The organism is Rosenbergiella epipactidis (assembly GCF_018494055.1).
In the GTDB taxonomy this organism is placed as follows: Bacteria; Pseudomonadota; Gammaproteobacteria; order Enterobacterales; family Enterobacteriaceae; genus Rosenbergiella; species Rosenbergiella epipactidis.
On the sequence record NZ_JABBFQ010000002.1, the window covers coordinates 290,307 to 314,690 of the forward strand.

General features: G+C 45.3%; 17 protein-coding genes, 1 tRNA gene and 1 pseudogene. 7 read left to right on the top strand and 12 right to left on the bottom strand.

Annotation, left to right across the window (positions count from 1 at the left end; translation table 11 throughout):
• Positions 1-50: 50 nt before the first annotated feature.
• The 6 genes and pseudogenes from HGT71_RS04265 to HGT71_RS04290 all read left to right on the top strand — a co-directional run bounded on the left by HGT71_RS04265 (position 51) and on the right by HGT71_RS04290 (position 8,317).
• Entirely contained in the window at positions 51-1,748 is a 1,698-nt protein-coding gene (locus tag HGT71_RS04265; protein ID WP_214216740.1) for a protein-disulfide reductase DsbD, read from the top strand.
• A gap of 251 nt (positions 1,749-1,999) precedes the next feature.
• Positions 2,000-3,319, top strand: a pseudogene (locus tag HGT71_RS04270) (CitMHS family transporter).
• Positions 3,320-3,470: 151 nt separating this feature from the next.
• Positions 3,471-3,546: transfer RNA gene (locus HGT71_RS04275), tRNA-Phe, on the top strand.
• A 372-nt stretch (positions 3,547-3,918) separates the two neighbouring features.
• Positions 3,919-5,388, top strand: coding sequence for a phosphoethanolamine transferase (locus HGT71_RS04280; protein ID WP_214216741.1), 1,470 nt, complete (start codon positions 3,919-3,921; stop codon positions 5,386-5,388).
• Between the two features lie 736 nt (positions 5,389-6,124).
• Complete coding sequence (locus HGT71_RS04285) at positions 6,125-6,712, top strand: cupin domain-containing protein (protein WP_244986394.1); 588 nt, start codon at positions 6,125-6,127, stop codon at positions 6,710-6,712.
• 432 nt (positions 6,713-7,144) lie between these two features.
• Positions 7,145-8,317 carry a glycerate kinase gene (locus HGT71_RS04290; RefSeq protein WP_214216742.1) on the top strand — a complete coding sequence of 391 codons (1,173 nt, stop codon included), beginning with the start codon at positions 7,145-7,147 and terminating at the stop codon, positions 8,315-8,317.
• Positions 8,318-8,404: 87 nt separating this feature from the next.
• Here the strand turns inward: HGT71_RS04290 and chiP are convergent, their stop codons facing one another.
• The 11 genes from chiP to pxpA form a co-directional block, all read right to left on the bottom strand.
• Positions 8,405-9,808: a chitoporin ChiP gene (gene chiP / locus HGT71_RS04295; protein WP_214216743.1), complete on the bottom strand. Its 1,404-nt coding sequence runs from the start codon at positions 9,806-9,808 to the stop codon at positions 8,405-8,407.
• A gap of 150 nt (positions 9,809-9,958) precedes the next feature.
• A complete protein-coding gene (gene chbG / locus HGT71_RS04300) occupies positions 9,959-10,717 on the bottom strand; it encodes a chitin disaccharide deacetylase (protein WP_214216744.1) in 759 nt (252 codons plus the stop codon).
• On the bottom strand, positions 10,718-12,076 hold the full coding sequence (locus HGT71_RS04305) for a 6-phospho-beta-glucosidase (protein WP_214216745.1): 1,359 nt from the start codon (positions 12,074-12,076) through the stop codon (positions 10,718-10,720).
• A 79-nt stretch (positions 12,077-12,155) separates the two neighbouring features.
• A complete protein-coding gene (gene chbR, locus HGT71_RS04310) occupies positions 12,156-12,986 on the bottom strand; it encodes a transcriptional regulator ChbR (protein ID WP_214216746.1) in 831 nt (276 codons plus the stop codon).
• A 25-nt stretch (positions 12,987-13,011) separates the two neighbouring features.
• A complete protein-coding gene (chbA, locus tag HGT71_RS04315; protein ID WP_214216747.1) occupies positions 13,012-13,359 on the bottom strand; it encodes a PTS N,N'-diacetylchitobiose transporter subunit IIA in 348 nt (115 codons plus the stop codon).
• Between the two features lie 50 nt (positions 13,360-13,409).
• Positions 13,410-14,768, bottom strand: a complete 1,359-nt coding sequence (gene chbC / locus HGT71_RS04320; protein WP_214216748.1) for a PTS N,N'-diacetylchitobiose transporter subunit IIC — start codon at positions 14,766-14,768, stop codon at positions 13,410-13,412.
• Between the two features lie 124 nt (positions 14,769-14,892).
• On the bottom strand, positions 14,893-15,210 hold the full coding sequence (locus tag HGT71_RS04325) for a PTS sugar transporter subunit IIB (RefSeq protein ID WP_062811964.1): 318 nt from the start codon (positions 15,208-15,210) through the stop codon (positions 14,893-14,895).
• Positions 15,211-15,721: 511 nt separating this feature from the next.
• The gene (gene pcp / locus HGT71_RS04330) at positions 15,722-16,366 is read right to left on the bottom strand and encodes a pyroglutamyl-peptidase I (protein ID WP_214216749.1); all 645 of its coding nucleotides are present in this window, start codon (positions 16,364-16,366) and stop codon (positions 15,722-15,724) included.
• A 10-nt stretch (positions 16,367-16,376) separates the two neighbouring features.
• Positions 16,377-17,372, bottom strand: coding sequence for a DUF979 domain-containing protein (locus tag HGT71_RS04335; protein WP_214216750.1), 996 nt, complete (start codon positions 17,370-17,372; stop codon positions 16,377-16,379).
• Positions 17,362-18,090 carry a DUF969 domain-containing protein gene (locus HGT71_RS04340; RefSeq protein ID WP_214216751.1) on the bottom strand — a complete coding sequence of 243 codons (729 nt, stop codon included), beginning with the start codon at positions 18,088-18,090 and terminating at the stop codon, positions 17,362-17,364. The genes HGT71_RS04335 and HGT71_RS04340 overlap by 11 nt, the downstream gene beginning before the upstream one ends.
• Before the next feature lie 32 nt (positions 18,091-18,122).
• Positions 18,123-18,860: a 5-oxoprolinase subunit PxpA gene (pxpA, locus tag HGT71_RS04345; protein WP_214216752.1), complete on the bottom strand. Its 738-nt coding sequence runs from the start codon at positions 18,858-18,860 to the stop codon at positions 18,123-18,125.
• Positions 18,861-19,111: 251 nt separating this feature from the next.
• Between pxpA and HGT71_RS04350 the strand changes: the two genes are divergently transcribed.
• Positions 19,112-20,407: an MFS transporter gene (locus HGT71_RS04350; protein WP_214216753.1), complete on the top strand. Its 1,296-nt coding sequence runs from the start codon at positions 19,112-19,114 to the stop codon at positions 20,405-20,407.
• Between the two features lie 50 nt (positions 20,408-20,457).
• On the opposite strand, the gene HGT71_RS04355 is transcribed toward HGT71_RS04350, so the two are convergent.
• Positions 20,458-24,213 carry a S6 family peptidase gene (locus HGT71_RS04355; protein ID WP_214216754.1) on the bottom strand — a complete coding sequence of 1,252 codons (3,756 nt, stop codon included), beginning with the start codon at positions 24,211-24,213 and terminating at the stop codon, positions 20,458-20,460.
• Positions 24,214-24,384 lie beyond the last annotated feature (171 nt).

Consider the following 24,384-nt stretch of genomic DNA (forward strand, 5'->3'; position numbering starts at 1 on the left):
CGCCCACCTCTTTTTCACCACTTAGCCGCTTAACAATAGTGAAGGGTTCAATGAGTTCAGGCCTCTTTATTCGTATAATTTTACTGCTCATAACGTTGTTACCTGTTGGGGCACAAGCCGATCTTTTTGGTCAACAAAAAGGCTTTGTTCCGGTCGATCAGGCATTTGGCTTCGATTTTTCTCAGCAAGCCAATACCGTCACACTACGCTGGCAGGTTAAACAGGGTTACTATCTTTATCGCCAGAAAATCAGTGTAGAGGCGCGTGATGCTTCGCTCGGGTCATGGCAGCTTCCTCAAGGTAAGCCTCACCGTGATGAGTTTTTTGGTGACAGCGAAATTTATCCGCAAGACATTACACTGTCAGTGCCGATTACCGCTACCCAGCATCCCCCTACACTTATCGTGACCTATCAAGGCTGTGCCGCCGCCGGTTTTTGCTATCCACCGGAAACTAAAACCGTGCCGCTCAATGCCGTGGTAGCCATGCCTGCCACCGCGCCGTCTGTGCAGCCAGAGCCAGCCTCCTCAGGCAACCTGCCCTATACGCCACTTTGGGCACTGTTAATCGGTATTGGTGTGGCCTTTACGCCCTGTGTGTTACCGATGTATCCGCTGATCTCAGGCATTATATTGGGTCGTAAACAGCAACTCTCCTTTTCCCGTACAGCATTACTGGCGATTGTTTACGTACAGGGGATGGCGATCACTTACACCCTACTTGGCGTAGTCGTCGCCGCGGCCGGGTTGAAGTTTCAAGCTGCGCTGCAGAACCCAGTGTTATTAGTACTGCTAGCCGGACTCTTTATTTTATTGGCCTTATCCATGTTTGGCGCTTTTAGTTTACAACTCCCGGCATCACTACAGACGCGTTTAGCCCTGCTGAGTAATAAACAACAGGGAGGGTCGATTGTTGGCGTGCTCTGTATGGGAATTCTCGCCGGGCTAATTTGCTCCCCCTGTACCACCGCCCCACTTAGCGCCATTTTATTGTATATCGCTCAAAGTGGACAGGTAATGCAAGGTGCTGGCACACTTTACCTCTATGCATTAGGGATGGGATTACCCCTGATTGTCGTGACATTGTTTGGTAATAAGTTACTGCCACGCAGTGGGCCTTGGATGCAAACCGTGAAAGAAGGCTTTGGTTTTGTGATTCTTGCCCTACCCGTTTTCCTGCTCGAGCGGGTAGTCGGCGAAGTTTGGGGTGAACGGTTATGGGCATTACTGGCTGTCTCGTTCGCGAGCTGGGCGTTTATTTTATCCCTAAAAAGCCCCAAGAATTGGGGACGTTGGTTGGCCTTGGTTTGGTTAGTGCTGACAGTCATCGCCGCGCGCCCGCTTCAAGAGGCTCTGTTCCCCTCTGCCGTCACCCCAACGGTGACGCTTTCTGCTCAACAATTTACTCCTATCGCAAACCGCCAAGCATTGGAGCAGAAGCTGAACAAACCGCATCAATCCATCACCATGCTCGACCTGTATGCGGATTGGTGTGTGGCCTGTAAGGAATTTGAGAAATACACTTTCTCTGATCCCAAGGTACAGCAAGCGATGAGTGGTATGCAGCGCCTACAAGCCAACGTGACAAAGAATCAGCCGCAAGATGTAGAACTGTTATCGTCACTGAAGGTACTGGGGCTACCCACCTTGCTGTTCTTCGATGCACAAGGCCACGAGATCCCAAACTCCCGTATCACCGGTTTCCTCCCGCCCGAGGCATTTATCAAGCAACTGCCTACTGCAGAGTGATACGACGGGGGAGCGAGAGGTTCCCCCTTATCTCGCCATCAAGTAAACAGAGATCTTGCTCAAAAAAATAACAAATCCCCCTCACAATTGTTAACACATAGTTACCAGAATCAATTCCTCCTGATACATTCTTAACAACTAATGCTTCCCAATTCAGCATGATGTTAGCGCATCCGTTAATCTAACATGATGATAAATAACTATAAAAACGTAGGAGGCACGACCTCCTACCCAAAATGGAAGGTATTGATATGTTAACAATACTGGGATTCAGCATGGTGATTTGCTTTATGTATCTCATCATGACCAAGAGAATGTCAGCCCTAATCGCACTTATCCTTATTCCCATCCTATTCGCGCTACTCGGCGGCTTTTACCAAGGCTTAGGCGAGATGATGCTTAAAGGGGTAAAAACCCTCGCCCCCACCGGCGTAATGTTAACGTTTTCGATCCTCTATTTTGGCATCATGATCGATGCTGGGCTTTTCGATCCTTTGGTCAAATTTATCTTACGCATTGTGAAAGGCGATCCCGTTAAAGTATTAGCGGGAACGGCGATTCTGACATTACTGGTTTCTCTGGATGGTGATAGCTCTACCACTTACATGATCGCAATTGCCGCATTCTTACCGCTGTATCGTAAGCTCGGTCTCAATATCTTGATGATGACCTGCGTGGTCAATCTTGCCAGCGGTATAATGAACCTTTCACCTTGGGGCGGCCCCACCGCTCGGGCGGCAGCGGCACTCGATATCGATGCCTTAGACATCTTCGTTCCAATGTTACCGGCTATCTTTTTAGGCTGCGTAAGTTTAGTTGCCGTCGCGACCTGGTTCGGTATCCAAGAGCGTCGCCGCTTAGGCCGACAAGAGGTGGGGGCGTTACACGATATTCAACTTAATCTTGGCGGCGGGACGTTTGAGGAATGCGAGAAAAATAAGCGTCCGAAGATGTTTTGGCCCAATCTCCTGCTAACCACCGCGCTGTAAGTTCTACTTGTTGTCCGTATCGTGCCGATTCAAATTCTTTTTATGGTCAGCTTCGCTTTGGCGGTAATGTTGAATTACCCTAAACTGGCTGAACAGAAAGACCGTATTGCCTCACACGCCGCGAACGTCTTGGCGGTTACCTCGCTGATTTTTGCCGCAGGCGTCTTCACTGGCATCCTGTCCGGCACCGGAATGGTCGATGCAATGGCGAAGTCGGTTCTCTCTATCATTCCCCCCGCTTTTGGTCCGTATTTACCGGTATTCACTGCCATCATCAGTATGCCGTTCACTTTCTTTATGTCGAACGATGCCTTCTATTTCGGCATTCTACCGGTGATTGCACAAACTGCTGCGCGTTATGGCATTTCAGCCGAGGAGATTGCTCGCGCCTCGATTATTGGCCAGCCGTTCCACCTTATTAGCCCCTTAGTCCCTTCGCTATACCTGCTGACTGGACTGGCGAAAGTGGATGTTGGCGAGCACCAGAAATTGGCTATCAAGTGGGGGATTTTTATCAGCTTGATGTTGATGGTGGGTGGCCTGCTCTTCGGTGCCTTCCCGCTTTACCATAGCGGCAGTTAATGGCTAAAAAGGGTTTCCGACCTAATGAAGCCCTTTTAATGTCGATTTCTTCCGCAAGTTGCCTAAAAACAGTGCAAAAAGCCAAGATATTACCAATTTTCACCGAAAGATATTGACGCCAATGCCGGATTACGGTTTAATGCGCCCCGTTGCCCGAATAGCTCAGTCGGTAGAGCAGGGGATTGAAAATCCCCGTGTCCTTGGTTCGATTCCGAGTTCGGGCACCACTCTTTCAAAGGCCTCGCAGAAATGCGGGGCTTTGTCGTTTCTGGGATAGGGTCTACTGCGTTCTTCTCTGCGACGCTATTTGGACCTTTCTAGCGTTTCTTTAGTAAGAACGTGACTTAGCCTTCTCCAGATTGTTTGCCTCTTTATGGGCTTCAGACTGCGGCGAATCATATTGATGATGATAATTTTCCAGTTGATTGAAAATAGTGTAAAAGAAATCTATTTCAGTCCTTCTACAGCGTTCGTATACTTTACTTATTCCAAACTGACCTGTTCATTGTGAAAAAATTACAGTAGCCCTCAAATAGCGATAAAAAGTTGTGAGATTGAGATTAATCTTATAAAATAAAGGTTTTAGGGTAATTCGTTGCATGTCACTGAGTCAAAGAAGTGCTTATTTTTCACTCTATAATATTGTTGTATTCCTTTGCATTAGTTTCATCATGCCTATATGCTTAGGTTATAAAAATGTGGGTAACTACATTTTAACGTTAGCTATTCTACTTCTCGCTAATACAAGTAAATATCCCAAAATAATAATTTTAGCTATTTTGTTATTACTTTCCTTATACATTCCTACTGGCTTTCAATTTGGAAGATTAAACTACGGATTTATTATCTCGGGTTTAGAAACAGACTCCCATGAGACGGTAGAATTTTTACGTGGGCTTATTGGAATACCTTTAGTATTGATGGTAGTTTGCTGGATTTCCCTGTATAGATATTCAACTATCCCTCTATTCGAATTAAATAAAAAAAACAAATATCTATGCCTAATTTTACTTGTAGCCTTGTCTGCTAACTCATACCCTAAAAGAATGATTAAAGATGCTATAGAGTATATATGCCAATCTAAAAAAGACCTTACTAAGTTAGAAAAGGAAGCATTTATACCCGATAGCTTTAGTGGCGTTACTTCGAACTCAAAATATAACAATATTATTATTGTTATTGGTGAAAGTGTTTCTGCTAATTATTTATCTCTCTATGGTTACCCTCATGACAATACACCTTGGTTGAGAAAAGCCCCTGGTATTTTCATGAACAATTATATATCAGCTGCCCCTAATACTTTTCTCTCTCTGCCACGGACCTTGGCCATGAGTGATGGAATAAAAACAACAGTTAATAACAATGTAGTGGCTCTGGCAAATAAAGCCGGATACGAAACCTACTGGATCTCCAACCAAGGCTTTGTCGGTGAATATGATACGCCATCAACAGTCATTGCTATGCGCGCCAAGCATCGTTATTTTCTTAAAAAAGGTGACTTCAATTCTAAGCTCGTTGATGACTTCAGCATGCTTGACTTACTTCCTAGCATATTAAAAAAACCAGAAAAAAAAGTTATATTTATTCATATGATAGGCTCCCACCCAGATCCATGTAAAAGATTAATGGGATACCCACAACGATTTACCTTTTCCGAAAAAGCGCCAATTAATTGCTATGTATCATCTATAAACAAACTAGACGATTTCCTTCATCGAACCTACTCTATTGCAGAAGAAAATAAAGAATCATTTTTAATGATGTATTTCTCTGACCATGGCATGACAACTGATACTAGTGATAGACCTGTAAGGCATGGTAACTCTGAAAAACAAAATTATCATGTACCATTTATTATTCTTTCAAATGATATTAAAGGCCGTACAAATATTGATACCCCAATCAGCGCCCTTCAGTTTATCAATATATTCGAGAACTACACAGGGATCGATTCTACACAGATAGCTCCCATTAACCCGAGTAATGTAAGTGAAAAGAAAATAAAAGTATTTGACGGTAGTCGCATGGTAGATTACCAAGGACTATTAAACCCTTCACCTTTACACTAATTTTTATACGGTAGTAATGGAGCTTTAATTATAATATCATCTTACATTGTTTTGTTGGAATGATACTCCATTACTACCTTTTTCATATACGGCATAAATATATCACCCTGAAAATTAGTCTACTCCCCCCATAGTAAAACTGAAAAAATACCATACCCCTAATAAAAAATCGGAAACGTAAAGTCATTTAGGTTAGCACTTAACTATATTTATGAGGAAAAAATAACAACGAGTACCAACATCTAACCCCTTAGCTAAAATTAATAAAATGATAGAAAAAAACGCTAAATTTTATTATCTTTTCTTTGAGGGATTGCCCCCCGTGTCCTTGGTTCGATTCCGAGTTCGGGCACCACTCTTTCAAAGGCCTCGCAGAAATGCGGGGCTTTGTCGTTTCTGGGGTATGGCCAAGGATGCTCATACAACTTAATACCCCACTACTTAGTACGCGTGAAGCTTGCATCTATACCTGTAATAAGCCATTTTCACTGACCTTTTTTTAGATGAGGTCTGGGTATTGTCTAAGATTGACTGAAGTCGAATTCAAATAAATTAGATCCCCCTGAGCAGTTAAACCAAATAGAACTTTATTTCTCCATATCGATAAGGCTATTAGCTTCCTCAAATAGGGAATCGTACTATCTCGATATGCGAACTGCTAGTCCAATATTGATGGTGATATCCATTACTATTCATGGACGCCTGCTATACTTTTAGGATTTATTGGAGAATCCTGATGAATAAATCTTTCTTTAAAATAGGCATCTTGATAAGTCTTAGTTCATTATCGTCGTTCAGTTACTCAGCTAATGTACTACATAACGTAGACTCCCTAGATCCTCACCCAACTCAAAGTAATGGTAAGAGTCAACCTCCAATCAAATACTCTATGGTATGGGCAGACAAAAGCGGGGCGACTCACATCCAATCATGTCGGATTGAAGGGCTACAGTTTAAGACTTATGCCCCACCCTCGGCACCACAATGGATCGGTGTGGCTCCAGATCAAATAGAAAGTATCGCCTATGCTGTGTTACCGCCCGGTTACGTCGGAACTTGGCACCACGCACCTGGACCACAATGGGTAGTCACTTTATCGGGTAAATGGTCGGTAGAAACTACTGACGGAGCAGTACTCGTTCAGGGACCTGGAGAGATGCAATTTAACGCAGACAGTTCTTCTCACCCACGAAAAAATGATACACATGTAGGCCATATTTCCAGAACTATCGGCAATGAACCCAATGTTCAGTTAATTATTAAATTAAAACCCAATGTTAAAATAACTAACGGTTGTACCACTTGGGAGAAAAAAATGGATTAAACATATCACCGTTATAAATTAAGAGGTTTTTTCCGGTAGTGAATGGCGAGAGTAAGGCTATAATTCTATTGCCCGATTCTCCCTCCTACACTTAATTATCGCTAGAGTAATTCAGATATTATTATACACTGTGAGAGATAGTCTACATTCACTGTGTGCAATATACTGATTATTAGAAGAGGAAATATCAACCTTTGTTTAGCCATCTGAATAAATGAGCTGTAATAGAGAATGGCGATGTGTGTCTCTCAATTTATTTAAAAATAAATTCAGCTGAGTTCCTGCAGAATAGCACACTAAACTGATAATAATGCATCTTAAAAAATAAGATATATTTTTCATTATTACCAGCGAATTAGTAAGTAATTAGCTTTATATGACTATCACGCCTAATGTTTGCAATGCGGCGTCATCACATAAAAGGAAAGCGCTATGAAATTTGTCCTCGCTCCAGACTCCTTCAAAGAGAGCATGACGGCCTTACAGGTTGCCGATAGCATGGAAAAAGGCTTGAGGCGAGTCTTCCGTGATTGTCAGATTGTTAAAGTCCCGATGGCAGATGGCGGTGAAGGCACGGTGCAATCTTTAGTCGATGCGACACAGGGCAAGATTATCAACGTTGAGGTGATGGGGCCCCTTCATCATCGGGTTCAAGCTGAATTGGGCTTACTCGGCGACGGTGAAACTGCCGTAATAGAAATGGCATCGGCGAGTGGCATTACGCATACCACTGAAAAAAATCGTAACCCTCTATTCACTACCACTTATGGGACGGGAGAACTGATCAAACATGCTCTCGACTTGGGTGTACAAAAAATTATTATTGGTCTGGGTGGCAGTGCAACCAACGACGGCGGACAAGGTATGGCCTGTGCTTTGGGTATCAAATTTACGGATTCACAGGGTAATGAGGTCGGTTTAGGAGGGGGCAATTTACATAAGATAGCGAGTATCGATATGAGTGATATCGACCCACGTATCGCCGAGACTGACTTTATCGTCGCCTGTGATGTTACTAATCCGCTGATTGGACCTAATGGTGCCTCGTCCGTGTTTGGCCCACAAAAAGGGGCAACGCCTGAGATGATTCAAACGCTAGACAGAAATCTCGAAATGTATGCAGAAAAAATTAATGCGCAGTTAGGGATCTCTGTCGCAACGATTCCCGGCGCAGGTGCTGCCGGTGGTTTGGGTGCCGGTTTACTCGCTTTTACTCCGGCACATTTACAACAAGGGATTGATATCGTTATTCAGTTCACGGGATTAGCTGAAAAAATCATAGGGGCTGATGTCGTATTTACCGGAGAAGGCGGTATCGATTATCAAACAAAATTCGGTAAAACGCCTTACGGAGTGGCTAATATTACTAAAAAAGTCTCGCCTCACACTCCTGTGATTGCCTTAGCGGGTGCTATCGGTGAGGGTGTTGAGAGCCTTTATGATGAGAATTTCACAGCCATATTCGGTATTTTGCGAAAAGCTGGTCCTCTCGGTGAGGCGCTAAAAGAGGGAGAAAAAAACGTCGCGTTTACGACGGAAAATATTGCTCGCCTACTTACTGTCGGTATCAACATCCCTAAGAGTATCGATAAGCACAATACATAGCGTTAGAGGTTGCTAACGCTATTCTATGCGATACCTATGGCCTTGATTAAGCTTAAGGAGTGCGAGCAACAGAGGGCATTCACGCTTTTAAAAAAGGGTAAATGGCGCTATCACCATAAACTTCACATCACGTTCATCTTGGAAAATATTGCCATAACCGCCTCCCCAACTTGGGATAGTGGAATGATTGTCGTAACGGGTGAAATGTAATTTGAACATTGTCCCTTTCGCGCGACCTTCTTGGATCGTATAACTGGCGTCGAGGCTGTAGGCCGACTCTTTCAACCTATTACTTGGGTTGTAATACGCATCGGGCGAAGACATCCTGCCAGGTTTGGCATCCCACGCATACACGTAGGACGCGCCGACAGACCAACCAGGGAGATCCCAATTTTTCAGATCGTACATCGCACCTATGAATAATGCTTTCTCATCGTTCGCGTTGAAATCAGAACGGTTATCCCACCAGATATCCAAGCGCCCATTAGAGGAGGCATAGGTCGGGGTCATGCGTTGTAAAAAATAACCCTGCTGCCCTTCGGCTTTTACCCAAGTGCCTTCTAAACGGAGATCAAGGACGTCGGCAACCTTATAGCCAAGAGTTAATGCCTGTAACCACGCGGTTCCGTCGTAAATATCATTACTCTCCCCGGGTGTGGCTTTATCCCGTGCGCCATAAAACTGATAACTGGTACGCAGCGGGGAAGAGGCGATATCGAATTGATAGCTCGCTTTGGCAAAATATTGGTCAATATACCCTTCGGCCTGCCCCAGTGCCGCTTCTAAAACAAGGCCGTTTTTAATATCATATTTAGCGCCTACAGAGTGCAGATACTTCACCTTAGAGTGTCGATCATTTTGGTAAAAATGATCCATCTTAAGGTGCCACGGCGACTTATATTCATTTGCCCAAATATACGAGAACGCTAAGGATCCAGCCTGACCGTAATCAATCTTGGCTCCAACCTCAGCCCCCTGATAGGTGCCAGGTAGTAAACTCCAATGCGGTGCTAATAACGTTTGCCCTGCTGGCTGAATATAACCGGCTTGCGCCCACATTGGCCCATAGTTAAATTTCGCCGCAGCCTTATAAAGATCGAGGCCGCTTTTATCCCCACTAAAGTTTTCACTGTAGGCTTTATTACTCGACGAGAAGGCGATTTCATTAGGATGGCCACTGGCAGAATTTTCTGCCATTTCAATTGCGCTAAAGGCTGCAATATCAATGCCAAAGAAACCTCCCGCATAGCCGGATTGAAAATCTATATTCCCATTCCATGTAGAATGGGAAAGATTTGTTTTATACTTGCCATTATCGGCCACATCCTTGCGATCACGTTCACGCTGCCAATAATAGATTCCACCCGTTAACGTCGAATCATCAATAAATCCTGCTGCACTGACTTCCGGTGAGAATATTCCTGCAGAAAAAACAGTGCTCCCGGAAATACATAAACATAACGTACGAGATAATCCTTTAATTGTACGCATAAATAGCTACCCTAATAGAATATGAAGGAATAACTGCCTTAATTGTAGAAAAACGATAACCAAACTGATAATTAAATGAATATCAGCGTTAACCAATAAAGGCAGCCGTTAATAACAACGTCATTAAATTAATAGAACAGTGTTGATGAGTTATATCGTTTTAAAATTAGTCAGACGGTAACCGCGTTGAGTGATCTCCTTTTTTAATGAAGCCGAAGTCAATATTTCTAATTCCACTAACCGCTGATAACAGTACGCACTCTTTTTAATGGTGGCATCCACAAAGGCAGGGTGGCACATCACTTCTAACGACGTTTCCCCACATTGCAGTGAATCATCGAGTATTTTTAAAAACAGTGCTTCCGAGAGGGAATCACCATAAAACTCACTGGAAAATCCTTCGCTACTTCTGGCAGCAGGCTGCACCGAAGTATTGCCGGCTGACGAGCGTCGATCGCGACGAATAGGGATATCTTTCTCGCGGGCAAAACGATCCACGATATCGTAAATTTCCGGAATGAAATGTACGTGATGATGGCTATCGATATGTGTAGGCGGACAACCGAATAGCTCAATAAAACGCTGATATTGGCTGGCTAATTCCTGAGTAATTTCCTGAGGCGGTAATCGGTCTTCTTCAGCCATCTGCCATACCCACTTACCTAACTGACCTTCTCTCGTGAGTATCGGCATCGCCGATAATGGTTTTCCTAAGGTCAGGACAAAATGCATGCCGACCCCCAATTCAGGCACCTGCTGACATAACTCGGCGGCATGCCCGATAGCTTCGCCATTCACCATCGCCGTTGTCGACGTAACGATACCCTGCCGATGGGCCTCAATGATCCCATAATTTTGCCCCTTACTCAGCCCAAAATCGTCAGCATTGACTACTAATAAAGGTGTCATTTAGTTTCCCTCTGAAACTTTTAAATCCTTAATCGTTTTTGCGAAATGGGGTAACCACCGTTCATGGGCTAAGAGCATCTCACGAGCGAGGCACTCGGCATCATTATCAGAATGAATAAGTGGGCTAAGATTTAGGGCTAATTGCACTTTATTAAAATCGCCACTCATCGCCGCTTCACTTGCCGCCACTTCAAAGCCTTTAATGGTATAAATAAGCCCTAATACTTGCTCATCGAAATGCGTAATACGTGGGGTAGGCTGCGCACCGTCCTGACCTAAAGTACAGGTTATCTCAATCGACCACTCAGCAGGGATATTGTCGATATGGCCTTTATGCGGAGTATTAACGTAATGCTCAGTCTGTTTATTATTGTAAATTGCATTAATCACTTCACAGGCGGCATCCGAATAATAAGCTCCCCCGCGAAGTTCTAATTCTTTTGGTTTTACATCAAGATTAGGGTTTTTGTAGAGTTCGAAAAGCTGATACTCAACTTGTTGAACCACTTGGGCACGCGTCCCGCCTTTATAGTATTCGCCCATTTCAATGGCGAGCATCTCTTTCGGCTTGAAGTAATAAAGTAGATAAGAGCAAGGTATCAAGCGTAACGATCGAATAAGCCCCTCATTGAAGGCTAAATCGGTAATATTTTTAACGGAGTTGGCACTTAACGTACCGCTAGCAATCCCCTCAAGCAGTTCATCAAACCGCGATTGACCATTCACCCATACCTCCCGAACAAACACGAGGTGATTAAGGCCGAATAAATCTATTTTGAGGTCATCGTCTGGCGTTAGGCGTAAAACATCGGTGATAAACATTTTCATACCGATTGGAATATTACAGACCCCAATAAAACGATTAAAACGAGTGTGGCGGTAGATAGCTTCTGTCACCATCCCGGCTGGATTCGTAAAGTTAATGATCCAAGCTTTTGGGCAAATTTCTTGCACATCATTAACGATATCAATAATGACCGGAATCGTACGTAATCCTTTAAATAGCCCCCCCGCTCCATTGGTCTCTTGGCCTAAATAGCCATGACTAAGTGGAATTCGTTCATCTTTTTCACGCGCTTTTAACTGTCCAACACGCAGTTGAGTGGTCACAAAATCGGCACCTTGCAAGGCGGCTCGGCGATCTAAGGTCTTAAATACCTTCATCGGCACACCTGCTTTTTCAATCATCCTTTCACACAATGCATGAATAATATCGAGCTTTTCTTGTCCCTCTTCGACATCGACTAACCAGAGCTCCGTGACAGGAAGTTCGTGATAGCGTTTAATAAACCCTTCAAGTAGTTCTGGGGTATAACTACTTCCGCCACCAATAGTCACAATTTTTAATTTTTGGCTCATATTTTTTCCTTATTTGGTCAATTTTATTGACGACTATTTTCTGCTAAAGAAATCGTCGCCCACCCAAACGCTTACTGAGTTACTCTTCATTACAACTGTTTATCTTTTTTCGATAATTATTCGGTGTAAAAGAAGTAAATTTTTTAAATGTTTTAATAAATAAGCTTGGACTGCTGTATCCGGATTCGTATGCAATATCAGTGACTGAAGCGTTAGTAATTTCCAGCTGTTTTTTGGCAAAATTAATACGAATATTATTAATAATTTGCATCGGTGTTTTACTATAAAAACGCTGAGTGGCTCGGGTGAGATACTCTTGGCTTTTCCCTGAAAGTTGCACCATATTCTCTAGCGCGGCATCACCGAATTTCAGCTTGTCGTGCATGGCTTCAACCGTATTTCTTAACCAGGGCGGAACCGTATCTCTGATCGGTTCATCACGGTAATGTCTTAAGCGATTGGTGATATAAAAACAGACGACTTCAATAAACTCATCAAACTCGTTTTCGCGAAAATGGTGAGAGGTAATCACCGACTCAATATGAGCAAGAAAGTGCGTGTCAATGGCATAGGCTTGGGTTGCCGTAAATTCGCTAGGAAACAGCGATTGAAAATGTTTTTCAAAAAAACGTTTACTGATCCCCACATTAAGAATACGCGTCGCGCCAGCAATATAGAAACTCTGATGCTGTGAGCCGACGGGAATAAAGACAAAATCCCCACGTTCTAAAAGTACCCGCTGTCCATCAATTTCTTGATAATAACGTCCGGTTAAGACGATAGTGAACTCGTAATAATCGTGTTGATGGAGTCCACTCACGCTCTCCGTTTTAGTGAAGATAAAGACATGGAAATTATGTCCATTAAACAGTTGATGCTCACGCGCGATGGGGACTTCTGTCATGTTCATTTTCGACGACCTAACCTAGGGAAAATCAGTTCATGTTTTCATAGAGTTCAATCATTTCGGCAATGAGTTCACGGGCCAGCATTGCGTTCATCAAATGGTCTTGAGCATGAACTAATACTAAGCTCACTTTCACTTTGCCTTCCCCTGCATCGCTCTCAATCAACTGCGTTTGTACACGATGTGCATCACTCAATGCTTGTCGAGAATTTTCCATCATCTCTTTTGCAACGATAAACTGACCTTGTTTCGCTTCCTTTAATGCCGCGTAAGCAAGGCTGCGCGCTTGACCGGCATTGATAATTAAGCCCATGACAATTTCTTCAAGATCACTCGTCTCAGTGTGGTCAGGTTCTACTGTATTCAAATCAAACATACTGTTTCCTCATTAATCAGGCGTAACCGATAGTCGACAGCCTCTCGGTATTAGAATTTTAAAGCGTTAGCGATCTCTTCTTCCGTTTCTTCTTGTTCCAGAACGGCTTGCGCTTTATTCGAAATCATCACAAAGGGTAGATAAACCAAGGTTGCCACCCCTAAATTAACCATGGCTAAGAGAAAGGCTGCCACACTGCCATTGGTATTAAAGAAGGCGCTTAAGCCTGTGGGCATTGTCCAAGGGGCAATATTGGTCATCGGCGGGATAATGCCAAAATAGTAGGCAGCCACCGTAATACCGGCTAACAGTGGAGAGATAAAAATGAAAGGGATGAACATGATTGGGTTCATAATAATCGGTAAGCCAAAAAGAATAGGCTCGTTGATTTGAAATAACCCTGAGGGTAACGCTAGCTTTGCCATCTGACGATGATCAGCGCGACGTGATGCAATAAAAATCGCCAGAATTAACCCCAATGTTGCCCCAGAACCGCCTAGGAAAATATAGGAGTCCAACATTGGCTTAGCCCAAAGGTGAAACGTTTTTCCTGCTTCGAGTGCGGCCTCAACAGAACCGTATTGCTGGTAAGTGGCAACATTTTCTAACGCCCAAGGTGTCATGATTGCACTATCGAGTGCCGCTAGGGCTAATGCACCATGTACCCCAAAGAACCACAGCAGTGGGACGAGTAGGACATAAGCCCACCCCACAACTGCCCCTAATGAAGCGAGCGGAGTAGCGATCATATCCATGATGATTTGGTGGAAATTAGTCTGCCAGTAGGTTAATCCAAAAGAGATCCCCCCCATCATCGATAAAATGATCAGCCCTGGAATAACAGCAGAAAAGGAACGCGACACAGACGTCGGCACGCTCTCGGGTAACCGTATTACCCAATTACGACGCACAATAAAAGTAAACAATTCCGCCACGACAATCCCGATAATCATTCCCGAGATAACATTCGCTCCGCCTAACCAGTTAGCGCCAACGGCGTACGCCTCTCCGACACTATAGGGCGTAACCGTCATAAAAGCCGCGACGGCCAATAACCCTGCCGCCATTGCATCAACTTTACGTTCTTCCGCTAAGGCGGCGCCAATAAAGAAAGGAGCCATTAACGACATAATACCCAGCGTACCGTTGTAAACGTTTACGCCGATCGCCTTAAAACCTTCGAGCGTTGCAATGGTACTTGGCTCTAGGCGTATACCTAGTGAATAAAAAAAGGAACCTTCTCCAAAACTCAGGAAGACATTATTAATTAATACAAACATTGCCCCAGCAAGGGTAAGTGGCATTAATTTAATAAAACCATTTTTAATGGCATTGATATGGGGCTGCCTCCCTATTTTTACCGCAAAAGGTAGCAGCATCCTTTCAAGATAATTAATAACCATACTCATAATTAACACCTTTATAAAATAAAAAATGGAGTTTTTTATATTTGCGGTCGAACAGGATAAAGACGGTTGATGGATAATAATGACTCGTCACATTTTTATTCTTACAGGAATAATGTGACGTTATTTATTGTGAAGACTTTTTTATCAATCCTATCGCGACTTTCAATACCCCCAACCCATCAACTTTTCCATAGAGAGTTGAATCGATGACTTCGATAGGTTTTATGGGAAATGCCGCTTTAAATTCGGGTAGCATGTAAGAGATTTGAGGCCCTAACAAAATAACATCAGCCTGTTCGCCTTTCTCTGCCAACAGCGTTTCGGGGAAAGCTTCAATGGTAACAGGGACTTCATATTTATTGGCTTGTTCACGCATTTTGGTGACGAGGAGTGAGGTAGACATACCTGCTGAGCAAAATAGATAGATAAATTTCTTTTCCATAATGATGATCTCGTTTTGGGATATTTAATTATTTAAAGCCGCTGAATAGAATCGAAAAAAGTCTGTCGAGACATTATATGAGATCAACCTAGTTCAAAATAATCAAGGATCAACAAAATCGTTTCTCCTTGACCTATCGAATATATCATCATCTTTTAAAGTAAAAATTAAAACCCATAAAAATGGTTAACACCAGTTATTTTCGCTATAAATATTTATTTTGTTAGGTGCTTTCGCTATGTTTAAATAAATATTTAGACGATAATATAAAGATAGATTTTGTGACGCAGAGTGTAAGATATAGCGTATTGAAGAGGACTCTCACTCATTCTTTACTGATAAAATTCCAATTATTTTTTTAAAAATTAACTTAATTCATTAAATAAAGCGCTTATGCTAGCGCAATTAAAAACATTAAATATTTTAATATTTAAATCCGCTTCACACTCTATTACGTGCCTGAAGCGCTACAGAGTAGCGTCAGCTCACTTAACGAGAAGGAAAACGGCGTTCAATGCGTTGTCCCCCCAACGATTCGCGCATCGAATTCGACATGTAGGGCAGTATGGATCGCAATTTCCAGGCCTCGCTTAACGGTTTCCGCCGCCATACTGGCACTACCTGAATGCTTCGCCGCTTGCTGAGGTAAGTAAGGAATATGGATAAAGCCCGCTCTCACCTCAGGTCTGTCACTTAACGCATGCAGTAAGCCATACATAACATGATTGCACACATAGGTTCCGGCAGTCTGGGAAACCGAAGCCGGGATCCCCGCTTGTTGCAGAGCGTAAACTATCGCTTTAATGGGGAGCGTACTAAACCATGCTGCCGGCCCATTCTTAACCACCGGTTTATCAATGGGTTGATACCCTTTATTGTCTGGGATCCGCGCATCGTCAACGTTGATGGCGATACGCTCAAGGGAGATATCCGTTCGTCCCCCTGCTTGCCCGACCGCGATGACCAAAGTAGGAGAGTAGTGAGTAATCGCCGCCAATAATACTTGAAGCGACTTACCGAACACGCACGGCAGTTGCACGCAAACGATACGATCCCCTTCTTCCGTCACCCCTTCCAGACGGGATACGACCTCCCACGAAGGATTAATCAGCTCATCACCAAAAGGCTCAAATCCGGTTAAAAGAACAGTTTTCATTGATACGCCTCTATAAAAACATCAGGTAATAGAGCAGCAGGATATTAATCCCTAACAAGGTGACTCCCGTTGGGATCTGCGCTTTAATCACAGCATTCCTATCGGGTAGGCCCAATAAGGCGGCCGGGACAATATTAAAATTGGCGGCCATCGGTGTCATTAAGGTTCCGCAGTAACCTGAAAACATCCCTATCGCCGCCATCACTGCCGGATTGCCGCCCTGTTGTAACACCAAAATAGGGATGCCTATACCCGCCGTCACGATCGGGAATGCCGCAAAAGCATTCCCCATAATCATCGTTAATAATGCCATGCCGACAACGTAGACCACCACTGCAACCAACCGATTATCGACAGCTAGGTACTGCTCGGTTAACCAAGAAAGACTATTCCCCACGCCAGCAGAGGTAAAGAGCAAGCCAAGCATGGCCAACACTTGCGGTAAGATAAAGGCGCAGCCAACCGAATCGAGCAGACGTCGTGCTTCTTGCAGAGGTTGGGAAATCGTTTCTCCCGTTATGAACCATGCCATAACTAGCGCAATAAGCGTCCCGACCGTCATGGAGAACAGCGTAATCAAGGTGGCATGATTACCCGCACCGAATAATTGCTGTTGGATCTGTGGAATGAAGGTAAAAAATACGACGCCGATCACCGTCACAAGGGGGATGGCCAATGCAGGAATAAACAGGCGACTCGCCAAGCGTTTTGCGCTAGCTTCTCGCTGTTGTACGGTCCGTTGAGAATAACGACCGAGCCTTAGCCCACCACAGCCAGCAAGTAAGGCCATGCCGACTACCGCAATGCCCACGCTAATATTGACTAGCCGACGGTCACCTATCAGTTGATAGGTCCAATCACCAATAAAAAACAGAAGTCCATAAATTCCCCAAAACAAGCCCGTAGTGACTCGTCGTGGATTATGTTTATCACGCCACGACATCACGGCGATGATCAGTAATGTGGTGCCCGCTAACCAATAGAGCATCTCTTGCTTAACTATCATCTCGCCCCCCTTGATGATCACGCACTGTGTTCACCAACTCGCGGCGTAGGTGGTGATCGAGTCGTGCAAGCCGGACGCTATGAACGATCAAGGCAAAACAGGCTGTCGGAATTCCCCATAACGCAATATGCAGGGGTTCAGTTTGGATACCTGCAGATTCAAGCATAAAGTTATGCATAAAGAGAACGGCACCAAAGGCAACAAAGATATCTTCACCGAAGAAGAGCCCGACATTATCCGTCGCCGCGGCCATCGCTTGGATCCGATAACGCACCGCGGGAGGGAGGGATCCGTAAGTTTTTTCTGCGCTACCTTCAGCCATCGGTGCTAATAATGGACGCACCATTTGCGGATGGCCGCCTAAGCTGGTTAAGCCCAGCGCGGCGGTGAGTTCACGAACAAGCAAGTACACCATCAATAAACGCCCGGTCGTCGCCCCTTTTATTTTAGTAATCCACCCTTGTGCAGCTTCTTTCAAGCCATGGCGCTCAAGCAGTCCAATGACGGCCAAGGGTAATAATAAAATAAAGGGTAAATTCCGTGTATTGAGGAATCCAGCGCCCATTTTATCCAAAATCGTTAGTAGCGGTATCTGCGCGGCTACGCCGGTAACAATACCGGCAACGATCACTACCAGTACTGGGTTAAAACGTAGGATAAACCCTAGCACTATTACGGCTATCCCCAACAATGGCCACAAACTGATACTTTCTGTCATGCCAAACGGTCCTCACTGTGATGTCGCTATCGTTACGCGGCTACCTGAATATTACGTGATTCAAATTCCTGCCGTAATCGGCGGGCAAAACTGAGGGCATGCTTTCCATCGCCATGCAGGCATAAAGTTTGTGCGATGACGTTAATCCGCTCCCCTGTGATCGCTTGCACCTTACCCGACTCAATCATTAGCAAACTCTGTGCCAAAGCCTGTTCTTCATCATCGATCATTGCGCCTACCTGCGTGCGGGGGACGAGCGTTCCATCGACTTGATAGCCGCGATCCGCGAAGACTTCTTGGCGAGTCGATAAACCGTAATATTCTGCTGCGCGAATAAGCTCACTCCCTGCTAATCCAACTAGCATTAACGCCGGGTCCAGCGCATAAACCGCTTTAGCAATGGCATCGGCTAATAAGGGATCGCGAGCAGCTTGGTTATAGAGCATACCGTGCGGTTTCACGTGGTGTAATCGAGCACCTTGCGAGTGAGTGAGTGCGGCTAACGCGCCAACTTGGTAGAGCGTTTGGCCGTAAATGATATCGGGAGGAAGAACCATTGCCGTCCGACCAAAATTCTCACGGTCTGGAAAACTAGGGTGGGCACCCACGGCAACGTTGTTACGTATCGCTTCACGGACACTCGCCAGCATAGTTTCGGCATCCCCAGCATGAAAGCCACACGCAATATTCGCGGAGGAAACCAGCGTTAACAATTCAGCGTCGTGAGGGCTGCCTTCTCCTAAATCTGCATTCAAATCAATATGTCGCATAGTATCTCCCCAGTATCTCTATTCTGAATGATTTACCACAAATAGTGGCTCCATGCCTTAAAGAATTTCGACATAAGCTGCAAGACAGTGCGTTTTGCAGCGTGGCGAACTCTGCTAATATTCAAAGGCTCTCACATATCTGGGAACACAATTTGTTAACACCGAAAACAGTGATCACTGCGAGGTTTTAGCTCCCCCGCCACTGCTAGGTTATCACTCATCCTTTTGCTATAACGCGTTCTGGGGTCACCATGTCCAACACACTACAAAAACTGAGTAAACGCCGGTGGTGGTATCTAATGCCGATCATTTTTATCACCTATAGCCTCGCCTACCTAGACCGTGCCAATTATGGTTTTGCGGCGGCCTCCGGTATTGAGCAAGACCTCAATATTTCTAAAAGCACGTCTTCGCTCATTGGCGCCCTGTTTTTCTTAGCCTACTTTTTCTTTCAGGTCCCAGGGTCGATTTATGCGGTAAAACGCAGCGTAAGGAAGTTAATTTTTATCTGTTTACTCTTGTGGGGGCTGTGCGCAACGGCGACGGGATTAGTCAGTAATATTCCCATGTTAATGGTCATCCGTTTTACCTTAGGTATTGTTGAGGCCGCCGTCATGCCTTCGATGCTGATTTATATCAGTACCTGGTTTACTAAAGAGGAGCGTTCACGGGCCAACACTTTCTTGATACTCGGTAACCCTGTCACCGTGCTGTGGATGTCGGTGTTATCCGGCTATCTGATCCATGCTTTTGGCTGGCGTGAAATGTTTATTATTGAGAGTATCCCCGCCGTATTATGGGCAGGCATATGGTGGCTGGTGGTGCGCGATAAACCCTCAGAGGTGAGCTGGCTGTCGCAGGACGAGAAACAGGATCTCCAGCTAGCCATGGAGAAAGAACAACAGGCGATCGCACCGGTACGCAATTATGGTGAAGCCTTGCGATCCTCTTCTGTGGTGCTGCTTTCATCGGCCCATGCATTATGGAGTATCGGTGTGTATGGTTTTATGATGTGGCTACCGTCCATCATTAAATCCGCCTCATCGATGGATATTGTATCGGTCGGCTGGCTCTCGGCACCGCCTTATTTAGCCGCGATTTGTTTGATGTTGGTCGTCTCTTGGCTATCCGATAAAGTTCAAAACCGTAAGTTATTTATCTGGCCACTTTTAGCTGTCGCTGGCTTGGCCTTTACCGGCTCCTTTTTTATCGGTAACAGTCATTTCTGGGTATCCTATGGGTTACTTACCGTGGCAGCCGCCTGCATGTATGCGCCTTATGGGCCGTTTTTCGCGCTAATCCCAGAGTTAATGCCAAAGAATGTTTCAGGTGTAGCAATTGGTTTGATTAATAGCTTTGGTGCATTAGGTGCATTCTTAGGGGCTTATTTCGTCGGATTCTTAAACGGATTAACTGGCAGTCCTAATGCCTCTTACTGCTTTATGGCGATAGCATTACTCACCTCGGTAATTTGTATTTATAAAGTCAAAACAACCGCTAGCTCGCCTTCGATCTCAACCAAGATTTTTACCCGTAAAGCCTTATAACACCTCGTCCCCACGCGTTATTGACTGGCGTGGGGACTCTTTATAGGCTGCTAGAAAGTAATTTTTACGCCTCCTGTTACCGCCCAATCATTGGTTCCTTCACGCTGCAAACGCTGTTGATATTGGGCCTGTGTCGTTAGGGCGATATGTTGAGTCAATCGTAAATCTGCACCACTCTTCACTAAAAGATGATCGCCACCTCTTCCACTATGGAAAATCGTTTTATCCCCGTCCCCGCTTATCGTCGTTTGGGCATTTTTACGCGTCGTGATCCGCCACGCCAATTCATGCGTAAACACAACTTGTGGGGTGGAGTGGGTATTCGCTTGCCACTGATAACGCAGAGTAGGGCGAATATCCGGTGCGTTATGCGCGGCATAACTTACTTTTGCCCCATCGCTGTCCGTAAAATGCTTAATCGATAAGTGCTGATAGTCGACGGCAAGCAACGGCATTAAGCGCTGATTTTCCCATTGCCAAGCCTTTCCTAGTTCTACGCCTGCGTAAACCAGGGTCGCGTGAGGCGAGGCGACATTACCTCGTAAATCGGTGGTTACTGCGCCTTTAATTCGGGTATAACCGAGTTGAGTGGTTAACTGCCAGCCTTGATCATTCTGCCAGCGAGTCAGACCGGTAATTCCCTGCGTCGAGAAGTAGCTTCGGCTTAAGCCGTCGACGGCTTGAGGTTTCATCGATAAGTTTCCACGATGCGCAACGATACTCGCAGAAAAATGCTGAGGACTGTCGGGATCCGAGAGCCAACGCCCTCCCATTAACCAACCTTGATATTTTGACGTGAAATTATAGCCATAATCACTGAACCCTCCCTTAGCATGAAAGTGATCGCCACCGTCATAACCGCTAATGAAAAACTGACTCTGACTATCGTTGACGGTATCAGCAATGAGTCCTGTTAAGGTACGATTAAAATTAAGCATCATCGCGGGTAAGGAGAGGTAAGCAGGTACCTGAGGCGTTACCGCGCGACGGACGGGTTCGGGTTGAGGGACCGGTGTCGGTTCAGGGGCCGGAGCAGGACTCGGTGCTGGTGTTGGTTCTGGTGTTGGCTCTGGTATTGGCTCTGGTGTTGGTTCGGGTACTGGCTCTGGGGTGGGTTCGGGTGCTGGCTCTGGGGTGGGTTCGGGTGCCGGCTCAACCGGAGTGCTATTTCCGTTAGCATCTAACATGATGTTTTGCAGTCGATAATCCCAATACTGATTACCACTCCCGGCAACTTTCCGTTCGTCGCTCGAAGCGTGCCCAGGGGCGAACGCATAAAGGTCGTAGGCGAATGCGCCACGGGCCACATAAGTCCCTGCGAGTTTGACGCTATCAGCCGTACTCTTGCCGCCCACTTGGACCAGAGACAGTCCCTCTCGACTATCCGCGGCACCATTCTTATTACTATCGCTATCTTGCCATATTCCCAATGGATTAACCGTAACAAGTAAGGGTTTGTCTACAGGGGTAATGAGATCGCCATTAATTACTATTTGGTCGGTTGTAGCTTGAGTGAAACCCGAGCGTAGGATAGCGTTAGCGCCATTTAGCAACTGGAGCTGTCCAATCTGTAGTTGAGAGGCTTGCTGATCTAGGTCGGAAGGAGATAACGTCGCCATATCCTTTATCGTCAATGCGTTAACGCTACCCTTCCCCGATAATACCGTCCCGCTCTCCATGACCATATCCGTCGTGAGGTGGCCATCAAGGGTTACCTCTCCACCTTTTACAATAAGCCCTTGGGTATTAGTAAGATTTCCAGATAACGTTAGTTTACCTTCGCCCCGTTTTTCAACGAGTCCTTCCCCGGAAATATCTGCTGAGATTGACGATTCAAGCGGCCCCAATTGACTATTATGGGGTGAAATATCGGCAATTAATTGACTGCTCGACTCTGTAAGCATGACCTGGCCTGCCAACGATGCACGGTCCCACAAAGCTAGCGTCGCGTCCCCTGCTACCTGAGTCGAGGCATTAACCTTAGCATGCTCACCAATGCGCAGTGTCGACTGAGGCGCGACATTAATCTGCGTAAAGTCGTAATTTTTCTCATCCCAATCATTGGAAAAATAGATATTCCCAGCATGTAAAACCTGCTCCCCCCCTAAAATCACTCGGCCTTTATTGATATCGAGTTGATGAGCAATCGCCCCACCACGAAGCGTCCACTCCCCTTGCTGAGTATCCGGTGCATAGGCTAATGACAACTGTGACTGGGAGGTTTTTTCACCAAAAGAGCCGAGAAATTGAGTGTTATTTCCTGTTACCGTCACGACCGCAGCGCGAGACATATCACGGTTAACGATATGAGCACCGTTATCGTTGTGGTTAATCGTGGTGAAAGTAAGATCATTACCGTGTACATCTAAGGTACCTCCCCGATAACCGAAGCGAATGTTGTCAGGCGTAACTTGATTAGCATTATTGAGCTGAACCGTTGGCCGACCACTCATTAGGGTCACCGTGGAAAAGGCTTGCACGGCTCCGCTGTTGTCAGGCTGTTGATTGAGGATAACCAAACCGTCCCCAACATTTAATGCTCCCTGATTAACACCTGTCCCCTGTATCTTGAGTGTCCCGGCGCCAATTTTATGTAAAGCATCATCTTTTAGACCGTTCACTTTCCATAATACGTTTTTACCTTCATCAACCTCGATGCCACCCCCCACCCAAGTCGCTTGCTTTCCCTGCTCTGATTCGACGGTATAATCACCGGAGAACTGAAGTTTACCCGCCCCCATATTCACCGAATCAGTCAACCTCAGGGTATTTCCCTCGCCACGGAAAGTCAGATCTTTCGTGGCATCCAACTCCGCCTGCGAGGCCGCAGACGGCGCTAGGTCACGGTACTTTTGGTTCAGACCCTGCCAATCCCAACTATGGTCAGTTTGCGTTATCGCGTCCGGCTGCCAATAGAGTACGCCGTCACTGGCTTTATCGTTAACGGGTGCAGAGGTGTTCATAGCCAACACTCGGTCTAGATAACCATCCGGGATATACTCTTCACCACTAACCCGATCATAGATACCACCGTTACTGATCGCCGCGTGGTGAACGCCTGCTAATCGCCATATTTTATCGACCGTATCGAAGACGAACACCGGACTACCGCTGTCCCCAGGGCGGGTCGCATTACTAAAGGGGGAGGAGTTGGGATCAGTGGGACCAACGTTTTTCCAGCGCAATGTACCCCCTTGTAGCGTAACGGTCGCATTGGCCATAGTGCCCCCCGTTTTCCAACGGTAGGCATCGGTGATCCATGTTTCTTTCTTTTGATCATCGCTGATCTGAAGTTGGTAACCAGCTCCCACTCGTGCATACCAAGTGTATCGGTTACGATCCCCCTTACGTATTGTACTTTTATCGACCGTTGCCACAGGTGCTGCATCGGTCACCACTTTATTGAGACGAGGTAAATTAAAATCAACGCTTGAGACGGTGCTGGCATTACGGTTGATCAGGTAATAAGAAGGAGCAAACTTCGCTTTATTGCCAAACTTAATCGCGCCATCAATTGAATAACTATTATGGCGGACACTGGCCATATAAGAAGATCCCACTAATGTAATATTGCCTTTATCGGCCACCATACTAAAATCAGGAATAGGAAAGGCTAAATAGGCGTCTAATTGCCCATCTTTTCGATAAACAGGGACGTGGGTAGCACCCACTTTATATTTACCCAGGTTTTCACCAAAGTCTCGGTAGTCTTGTACAGCAATATCGTGACGCATAATAGATGCAGAAGAATAAGTGGCATAAAGCGCTGAACATATCAGAGCGGCTAATTGTTTTTTTCTTATCAAGTGTTTGAATCCCAGTGGTAAATAGAAGTATTATTCACGTCAGCACCCTGCATGACCTAGTAGAATTATAAATTTTTAACGCTATATTCATTAGCTATCGTAAAGTTATTAACTTATTGCCATGAAAGCTTGCTAATTTATATACCGTTATCTATTTTGAATAAATTTAGC